This is a genomic window from Oribacterium sp. oral taxon 078 str. F0263 (assembly GCF_000469565.1).
Lineage (GTDB): Bacteria > Bacillota > Clostridia > Lachnospirales > Lachnospiraceae > Oribacterium.
In genome coordinates this window covers 1-9,157 of the sequence record NZ_KI273113.1, presented here as the reverse complement: position 1 = coordinate 9,157, position 9,157 = coordinate 1, and the positions used below count along the sequence as shown (strand labels likewise).

Below are 9,157 nucleotides of genomic sequence, written 5' to 3'. Positions count from 1 at the left end.
ATGCTTGCAATAACGCTTCGATCGTGAAGATCCACAATGGTGCAGTTATAGCGTTTTTCTCCATTTTCTGAGAACAGGCAGGTGAAGTCGGTACACCATTTTGTATTGATCTCATTGCTGTCAAAATCCTGCTCAAGGATATTGGGGAACACCTTATGTGCTTTCCCCTTATGGTATTCAGGGCGTTTTCGGCGGGTGACAGACAGGATCCCCGGTTCCGTATTCATATATTTATGCACAGTCAGGGGACTCAAAACAATGCCTGCTCGTTCCAGATAGGCCTGCATCATACGGTAACCATCAACACCATTGTGCTTATGATAGATCTCTTCAATCTGCTTCTTAATGCGTTGCTTTTCTTCCCGGCAGCCCGCCTTGTGATGCTTTCTATCGTTATAATATGCATTTGGATCGATATCCAATCTGTGCAGCAGCCAGCGGACACCAAAAAAATCTTTATCATCGTCGATGAAGCGGTAAGCCATTAACCGATCTCCTTCGCAAAGAATGCCGCCGCTTTTTTTAAGAAGAGCACCTCCTTTTTGGATTCTTCCAGCTCACGGCGGAGCCGATTGTTCTCCTTCATGAGATCTGCCTCAGTAAAAGCAGTCGGATTGTTTTGGCTTATGGACTGGCATTCTTTGCTGAATTCTTCGCACCAATGAGAAACGGCGGTTTTAGAGACACCATACTCTGCAGTAATGCTCTTGTAGCTTCGCCCCTCTTCAAGATGCAGACGGACGATCTTACGCTTAAATTCCGGTTCATACTTTCGTGACATAATGATTTGCTCCTTTACTAAGCTTATTATACTCATTAAGCCACTGGTGTTACAACGTAAGCATATCACCTCACATAACTATGGATATCAGTTCATTATAAAAATCTCAGATTTTTGTCTTGAAAACTGACCCATTATATTCCTCCGCAATGCCCTTGCTTTCCGGGCAGTTCCTCTTCCCGTATTTTGAAGAGGAAATACACAGCCAGATATTCTTATGATACTTGGATCCGCTGTGCCAGGAACGTCTTGTTAGTGACGCTCCGCAGAAGCCGCATTTCACCATACAGCTGAAAGCGAATTTCCGGCTGTATTGTTCCCGGTATGAATTCGGATCTACGTTTGAATTCTCATGGACTACGGTTCTTCTTTTCAGGATTGTCTGCGCCTGCTCCCACATTTCTTCTGAAATGATCGGTTCATGATGATCCTTCATCAGATACTGGTCAACCTCTCCCAGGTTACCGAGTCTGCGTTTTGTGATCGGATCGACTGTAAATGTCTTCCCCTGCAGCAGATCCCCTTTATACTTTTCATTCTTGATGATCCCGAGAACGGTTGAATCGTACCAGCTCTTGTTGCCGCGATTGGTGAGCGCTCCCATCTGCTCCAGTTCCCTGGCGATCACATGGGCCCCCATACCTTCGATATAACGCTTGAAGATATACTGAACGATCTTCGCTTCTTCCTCGTTGACTGAGATGGATTTTGTCTCCGGATCATAGTCGTATCCAAGTGCTCCGGCAAAGCCTACGATCTCGCCACGGGACATCTTCATTGCCAATCCCTTCTTGACGTTGGAAGAGATATTCTCAACTTCCTGCTGTGCCACAGCGCTGAGCACCACCAGAAGCAGCTCTCCGTCCATGGAAAGCGTATTGATATTCTCATCTTCGAAGAAGACGGCGATATCCTTCTCCTTCAGCATCCGGACATACTTCAGTGTATCCAATGTATTACGAGCAAAGCGTGAAATCGACTTCGTGATGACCATATCGATCTGACCGCTCATGCAGTCATTGATCATCTTCTGGAAGCCTTCTCTCTTTGCCACCTGGGTGCCGGTAATCGCTTCATCCGCATAGATTCCGGCCATCATCCAGTCCACGTTTTCGCTGATTTTATCTGTATGATACTGAACCTGCGATCTGTAGCTGTTCAGCTGATCCTCACTGTCCGTGCTGATCCGGCAGTATGCCGCGACGCGCTTGCGTTCTATGGATTTGCTGCGTCTTCTGCGGTCAGTCACAGATACCTGAGCCTTGATTACATCGACTTTTGCCATCTGCCTCGCCTCCTTTGCCTCACCTTACATCACGCGATTCAAAATCAGCAAGGATGTCAGACGGCACTTTATAATCTTTCTGCAATTTCTTTTTGATCCGGGAATACTCACTCTCCGTGATCAGCTTAGCTGAGAGCAGCGTATGCAGATACGCCAGCTGCATGGAATATCGAAGCAGTTTCTCATTCTTCTCCATCTGAGCATTCCCTCCTTTCCTTCGTCATCATATTTACGGCGCCTCGACACAGTCCGGGATATCGAAGCCGAAATGATTCCTCATGGCCTCTTCGATTCCGGATATATCTCTTGGATCCAGATGACCGATCCGCCGGATGATGCGGTCCTTGTCAATGGTCTGGATCTGTTCTGCCTCCACCATCGACCGGTAACGGATGCAGTCCGAATACCGAAGAATGTAATGAGACTTCTGAAAGGGTTTCTTGATCGCCGTTGTCATCGGCACCATCGTGACGGTTGGAGAATATATACAGCCGTCATCGTTCCGGACAATCACGACCGGACGGCGGCCGCCCTGCTCTGAGCCATGAGGAATACCAAGATCCGCAAGGAATACATCGCCCTTGCGGTAGATAAACTCTTTCATTGGCAATTCCTCTCTACAGAAATGTCTGTATATGTATCACCGCCGGTCGTAATAAAGCCGGCGGCGTAACGTTCATTTCCTTTTCACTTATTTTTCCTCGACACCCCAGTGACCGGGAAGTCATCAGACGGCTGAATGCTTTCAGCTCCATGGGCCTCACCCCCCCGCGGGGATCTCCCGCAGCTGCCTCCATTGCGTGATCCGGGTCCCACCCGGGGCTGTGGCTGGACAGAAGTACCATTGTGCCCGTACGTTTCATCGCCTTGCAGATAGCTGTCCTGCATATATGAACGGCATAGTTCTCGCTCATCCTTCCGGAGTCTTTGCGTATGGTTCAACCGGCTGGCATTTTCACGCCCGTACGGGGATGTATCTGATGAATGATATTCAGTTTTCAAAGATCCATGTCGCCGCAGGAGGGGAAGCCCTCCTACGGTTCCAATTTTAGGGTCAGTGAAAGCTGAATTTTAGAGTCTGAAGCGACCGGTCACCGTCCTTTATAAGACCGGTACTGGTCTTGATCCATGCCGACGATATTCTGATTATTTTCTGCTATTATTTTTATCTGCCGAATTTAGTTGAAATTGTTTTCAGAATAGTGTATGCTCCGGGACAAGGAGGTGATGCTTGTGATCACGCTTGAAGCAAATCAGAAATACTACACGACCAGCAAACTGAAAAACATGGGCTATTCTTACTACAAGATCGGCCAGATGGAAGAAAACGGTCAGCTGCACCGCATCAACCGGACCACATACGAGAATCTCTCCTATAAAGGTGATGAGAATGATTTCATCAACGCTGCTGCGTATGTTCCGGACGGTGTGATCTGCCTGATGAGTGCCGCCCGATATTATGAACTTACGAATTTTCTTCCCGATGTTGTCGATGTTGCGATCGACCGGAAGAAAAAAGTCAGTACTCTTCCTGACTGGCCGGAAATCAAGATATACTATTTTGATCCTTCCCGTATGGAAACCGGTGTTGCACAGATCACGGAAGGCGGCGATTCATTCCGCATCTTTGACATTGAAAAGACCGTCGTTGATATCATCTACTACCGCAATAAAATCGGCATTGAAGAAACATCAGAGGTGCTGCGCAACTACCTGAAAAGGAAGGATCGTCAGATCGACCGGCTCTATACCTATGCCAAAATGCTGCGGTGTGAAGCTATTGTAAGAACTTATCTGGAGGTGCTTATTTCATGAATGCAGATTCCGTAAAGGCAAGACTGAAGAATTTCGCTGTCAGCTCCGGCTGCACATTCCAGGATGCTCTCGTCTATTACGGACTTGAGCGAACGATCTACCGGATCTCAGTATCACCTTATGCCAGCCATTTTGTTCTGAAAGGCGGCATCTTTCTGTATGCCATCTTCGACAGAAAGTATGAGCGGGCCACGACAGATGTTGACCTGCTGGCCAGACGTATCTCAAACAGCACTGAGGAAATGAAAGACGTCTTCCGTAATATCTTTGCTCAGGATACCGATGACGCTCTTGTTTTCGACCTTGATTCCATTACAGCGGAAGATATCACAGAATTCAAAGAATAACACGGACTGCATATCTCAGCGGTCGCATATCTTGACCGGACCAGAATTCCAATCGGAATTGATATCGGGTTTGGTGATGTGATTTATCCGGATGCCGTAGAGATGGAATTTCCCGTGATTCTGGATATGGACGCTCCAAAGGTGAATGCATACTCCCTGGAATCTTCCATTGCCGAGAAGCTGGAAGCGATTGTCAAAAACGGTTTCCTGAACAGCCGTTATAAGGACTTCTACGACATTTATGTGCTGTCAGAGAAATATCCTTTCAACTATGAAGAACTGAACAACGCTGTCGCGGAAACATTCGCAAACCGGAAAACTCCCATCACAATGGATACGCCAGTATTCAGCAATGAGTTTCTGAGTGCTTCGATGCATCAGACCAGATGGAACTCATTCCTGAAAAAGAAAAAAGCCCTGATCCCGGTCTCAATGAACGATGCCATGTCCCGGATCAAGACATTTGTAACGCCCCTTCTGACTCAAACCAATGCGCCAGTCACTGAATGGGATCTGGATGAGGGGTGCTGGAAATAAATCATTATGGGCTCATAAAACGAACTGGAGCAGAGAGATTAACAGATCAGGTCTCTCTGCTCCTTCATTTTTACTGGCTTACAGCTCCCGGGCAATCCTTGTCAGGTTCTCAATGACCTCCAGAATTATAACACTGAAACAACAAATTTTACGTTAATTGAATCGGCCTAAATCAGCTCATGGTTATCCGGATCAATCCGATTTTTTATTAAGATATGGCGAAAAATCTTTGATCTTCGGCCAATATCTTGATATTGCACCTTTAAAAACATTGATTTAGCGGCATAAAAATGGTATACTTATTACGTAAGTTGCGTTAATTGGAGAACCGTTGTTATGCCAATTCCTGCGTCAATCAAAGTTCATAAGCCAACTGTTTTTGGAGCATGTGAAATCCGAGCTATAGGTGGTTACTACTATGTTTACCCAGTGACGTCCAAGTGGGATGCCGCCAAAGGCAGATCCCAAAAGAAGACCCTAAGGAGCGTTGGGAAGATTACCGAGGTTGACGGCTTCATCCCGAATGCCAACGGGATGCGACGTATGAAGGAGATGCGCATCACTCCTGATGTTGCACCAGTTGTGAAGAACTATGGAGCGTATAAAACGCTGATGCAGCTTTCTCCATATCTTAGCGTTCAACTTCAGAAGTTCTTCCCGGATGTCTTCCGTGAAATCCGCACGCTGTCATTGATACGTTTGGTCGAGGGCGTCCCGGCAAAGCTGATTAAGCCGGTGTTCATGGACTCGTGTCTCAGTGATATCTGTCCGGACATCGCCATATCCGAAGGATCGGTCCGCAGGTTTATTGCCGAGCTCGGTCAAAAACAGCCGACGATGGAAGCCTTTATGCGTGAATCGATTATGCCGGGAACATCTCTGCTGTTTGACGGATCATCCTTTTTTGCGCGCCTGGGTGATTCGCTCTCAACCAAGGGCTATAACCCGGATCACAGTCAGGACCCACAGGTCCGTATCCTGTATATCTTTGACAAAGATACGCACAGACCTGTGTTTTACAAGGTGCTTCAGGGCTCTGTGGTAGACAAGGCAGCGTTTATCGATATCCTTAACGATTCCGGTATTACAGACTGCATCATCATTGCCGATAAGGGCTTCTATTCCAAGCCGAATGTTTCGGCACTGCTTGCTGCCGGAGCCAGGTATATCCTGCCGCTTCAGGAGAACACCGTGAATGTCGAGGAGGAGTTCTACCTGAATACAGACGATAACAAGTTTGACGGTGTGTTCAGCTATAAAAGCCGCAGCATCTTTTTCCGCAAAAGGAAGAGTGGAATTAACGGTAACTGGATCTACACCTTTCGTGATAACATCAGGCGTGACACACTGCAGGGTCGTTTCGTCGAGAAAGCCGAGAAGCAGTACGGTGAAGAAGGTTACGAACCGATGGACGTCCTCAAGCAAATCCGCATGGGATATTTCTCTTTTTGCAGCAACATTGACACGGCGCCCAAGGAAATCTATCTCGCGTACAAGGAACGCTGGCACATCGAAGAATGCTTCGACTACCTGAAGAACACCGTAATACCGGGAGCCGCTTATGCACACAGTGATGAATACTTCCGCGGATGGGCCTTTCTGAACCACATCAGCCTCCTTTATTTTTACGGACTGATCAATGCGCTCAGAAACACAAATCTCAACGAGAAGTACACAGCAGTTGACGTTATGAAGTTGACAAGGAACATTTATAAAGTGGACTCTGGCGATGGCCAGGGCTTCCGTATCTCAGCAATCCAGAAGAAGACGAAATCCATCCTGGACACACTGGGAGTTGATCTATTACGTAAAAACTAATGATTCAGTGTTAAAACCAAATATATCCGCCTCCCGGATATGCTCCTGGAACTGGAGATGGCTCGTACCAATGGCACGTACAACAAAGCCCTGGCCAAGTACGCCAATCCGATCCTCCTCATCATTGATGAGTGGCTCCTGTTGAAGCCAACAGAGGCAGAGCAGCATGACATCCTTGAACTGCTGCACAGGCGGCGGAGAAAGTCCTCTACCGTCTTCTGCTCTCAGTATGATCCCAGCGGATGGTATGACCAGCTTGGAGGGGATGACAGTCCTCTGGCTGAAGCGATTCTTGACCGCATCAAGCATGATGCCTATCAGATCAAGATCGTCCCGACGGATCCTTCCAACTACCGCTCTATGAGGGAAGTATACGGACTGGATCCGGCACTGAGTGAATAACTGTAACCAATCAACTGGCAGCCCCATCCTGGGGATCCCTTCCTCAGGATGGCGGCTATGCCGCAAAAATACCGGTTTCCTTATGTCCGGACTCGCGGTTTCCAGTCCTCCGGACAGGCGGTTTCACCGCACCGGTATATCCAGGAATCTCAGCTGTATTGTCTTTGTGTCTGAATCTATATGCAAAGGAATATAAGATTCAAAATGAAGTCAGTCAGCATAGAAATGCTGCAAATATGTTGTGGGACATCAGAGAAAGCTATGTTTCATTATTAGTTGATTTTGAAGTGCTTGAAGATAATGAAATACAGAAAAGAAGAGATATTCTTTGTGAGAAAGTGTCAGAAGTCAATAATAATTACCCTGCAACGGATGTTAAAAGCTATAAGGCTGCTCAGAGGGCATTAAAAGATGAAGAAGAGCAGACTTTTAAAGATAATGAGGTCGATTCTATTTTACCTAATGGAATTGATAAGTGAATAATTGAAAGGGGTGAGTTATATGATGCTCCCTGAAAATTTGATGAGCCTGATCCGTCAGGGCGAGGGACTAACAGTCGAATTCAAAAAATCAAAAACGGATATTACAAAAGATGTCTATGATACCGTCTGCTCTTTTTCCAATCGAGAAGGAGGCCATATTTTCCTTGGAGTGAAGGATAATGGAGCGATTCTCGGTGTTGATAAAGACTGCGTCGAACAGATGAAGAAAAACTTTGTTACGACGATCAATAATGAGAGCAAAATCTACCCGCCGTTATATCTGACTCCTGAGGAATATGAGGTCGATGGACGTATTCTTCTTTACATTTATGTTCCAGTTGGAAAAACGGTTTATCGCAATGCAGGCAGGATTTTTGACCGGAATAATGAGTCTGACATCGATATCACAAATAATGCGGACATGGTTTTCAACCTTTATGCCCGCAAACAAAGCACCTATTTTGTTAATAAGGTCTATCCTGCTATTCCGGTTTCCAGCCTTCGCCACGATTTGATGGATCGCGCAAGGCGGATGACAAGGGTAAACAACGAGCACCATCCGTGGGTGGATATGACGGATGAAGAGATGCTAAGAAGCTGCGGTCTCATACTTGAAGATCCGGAAACGAACAAAGAGGGCATCACGCTTGCGGCAATTTTGCTTTTCGGGACGGATAACCGCATTATGTCTGTTTTGCCGCAGCATAAGACAGACGCTATTTTCAGAGTATTCAATGTTGACCGATATGATGACAGGGATGTGGTGATCACGAACCTGATTGAAAGTTACGATCGTTTGATGGAATTTGGAAAGAAGCATCTAAATGACGTATTCACGCTGGATGGAATCCAGAGAGTAAGTGCCAGAGACAAAATTCTGCGTGAGATTATTTCCAATCTGCTTATGCACCGTGATTTTTCCAGCGGATATGTACCGAAGCTTGTTATTGAACGGGATAAGATCATAACAGAAAATGCGAATCTTGCACACGGGCACGGAAACCTGAATCTGAAAACGTTCAGGCCATTTGCAAAGAATCCGCCGATAGCAAAGGTATTCAGAGAGATCGGACTTGCTGACGAGCTGGGAAGCGGCATGCGCAATAGCTACAAGTACACGAAGCTGTATTCCGGCGGAGAGCCGATCTTCACGGAAGCAGATGTTTTTACAACAGTGATTCCTCTTTCCGAGGCGGCAACTGCTACGGTCGGGCCGACTACCCGAGGTACTACACAAGCTACTACCCAAGGCACTACACAAGCTGAGCTGAGTAAAAAAGATAAGGCATTAGTTAATATCTTGTTGAAGCATCCAGACTATACACAAACAAAGCTTGCAGATGAATTAGGCTGGGATATCAATACCGTGAAATATTACATGAACAAGCTAAAGAAAAACGCCGTAATACAGCGACACGGTACAAGCCAGAATGGCTATTGGAAAGTATTGTTTAAAGGTTGAGACGATGGGATTTCCGACTTATTCCCTGCTAAGCGTTAAGGTTGAAGCGGTCGAAAATTACAAGGTTACATATAGGAAGTATTAAATCAGGGCTGATACTTTTTTGGGATGCTAAAGCTTTGTCCAAAGTCCGGATCTCCAGGTCGCTCGTTATGTGACGGTCAGTTATGCTTGCGATGACGCTGCGGTCATGTAGGTCAATCATAGTGCAGTTATATCTGACATCGC

8 protein-coding genes and 4 pseudogenes are annotated in these 9,157 nt (G+C 46.4%); 6 read left to right on the top strand and 6 right to left on the bottom strand.

The features are described from left to right. From HMPREF1986_RS05880 to HMPREF1986_RS05860, 5 genes and pseudogenes are all read right to left on the bottom strand, one after another. Positions 1-485: IS3 family transposase (locus tag HMPREF1986_RS05880; RefSeq protein ID WP_021773872.1), on the bottom strand; the 485-nt coding region annotated here is incomplete at its 3' end. After that, entirely contained in the window at positions 485-781 is a 297-nt protein-coding gene (locus HMPREF1986_RS05875; RefSeq protein WP_036599522.1) for a transposase, read from the bottom strand. The genes HMPREF1986_RS05875 and HMPREF1986_RS05880, both read right to left, overlap by 1 nt. A 139-nt stretch (positions 782-920) precedes the next feature. Further along, positions 921-2,066 (bottom strand): annotated as a pseudogene (locus HMPREF1986_RS05870) (recombinase family protein); the annotation flags it as partial. A gap of 19 nt (positions 2,067-2,085) precedes the next feature. Then, positions 2,086-2,262 (bottom strand): SHOCT domain-containing protein, encoded by a 177-nt coding sequence (locus tag HMPREF1986_RS05865; RefSeq protein ID WP_021773869.1) that lies wholly within the window; start codon positions 2,260-2,262, stop codon positions 2,086-2,088. 33 nt (positions 2,263-2,295) lie between these two features. Next, on the bottom strand, positions 2,296-2,670 hold the full coding sequence (locus tag HMPREF1986_RS05860) for a type II toxin-antitoxin system PemK/MazF family toxin (protein WP_021773868.1): 375 nt from the start codon (positions 2,668-2,670) through the stop codon (positions 2,296-2,298). A 623-nt stretch (positions 2,671-3,293) separates the two neighbouring features. Here HMPREF1986_RS05860 and HMPREF1986_RS05850 point away from each other — a divergent pair. The 6 genes and pseudogenes from HMPREF1986_RS05850 to HMPREF1986_RS05825 all read left to right on the top strand — a co-directional run bounded on the left by HMPREF1986_RS05850 (position 3,294) and on the right by HMPREF1986_RS05825 (position 8,929). Continuing rightward, on the top strand, positions 3,294-3,881 hold the full coding sequence (locus tag HMPREF1986_RS05850; protein WP_036599519.1) for a type IV toxin-antitoxin system AbiEi family antitoxin domain-containing protein: 588 nt from the start codon (positions 3,294-3,296) through the stop codon (positions 3,879-3,881). Beyond that, positions 3,878-4,765 (top strand): annotated as a pseudogene (locus tag HMPREF1986_RS13515) (nucleotidyl transferase AbiEii/AbiGii toxin family protein). Before HMPREF1986_RS05850 ends, HMPREF1986_RS13515 begins: the two are co-directional and overlap by 4 nt. Before the next feature lie 336 nt (positions 4,766-5,101). Next, a complete protein-coding gene (locus HMPREF1986_RS05840; protein ID WP_021773863.1) occupies positions 5,102-6,583 on the top strand; it encodes a transposase in 1,482 nt (493 codons plus the stop codon). Between the two features lie 15 nt (positions 6,584-6,598). Beyond that, positions 6,599-6,985 (top strand): annotated as a pseudogene (locus HMPREF1986_RS12860) (ATP-binding protein); the annotation flags it as partial. Beyond that, entirely contained in the window at positions 6,982-7,464 is a 483-nt protein-coding gene (locus tag HMPREF1986_RS05830) for an SLATT domain-containing protein (RefSeq protein WP_330365129.1), read from the top strand. The pseudogene HMPREF1986_RS12860 and the gene HMPREF1986_RS05830, both read left to right, overlap by 4 nt. A gap of 22 nt (positions 7,465-7,486) precedes the next feature. Continuing rightward, a complete protein-coding gene (locus tag HMPREF1986_RS05825) occupies positions 7,487-8,929 on the top strand; it encodes an RNA-binding domain-containing protein (RefSeq protein ID WP_021773860.1) in 1,443 nt (480 codons plus the stop codon). 76 nt (positions 8,930-9,005) lie between these two features. On the opposite strand, the pseudogene HMPREF1986_RS13130 reads toward HMPREF1986_RS05825, so the two are convergent. Beyond that, positions 9,006-9,157, bottom strand: a pseudogene (locus tag HMPREF1986_RS13130) (IS3-like element ISRgn1 family transposase); the annotation flags it as partial.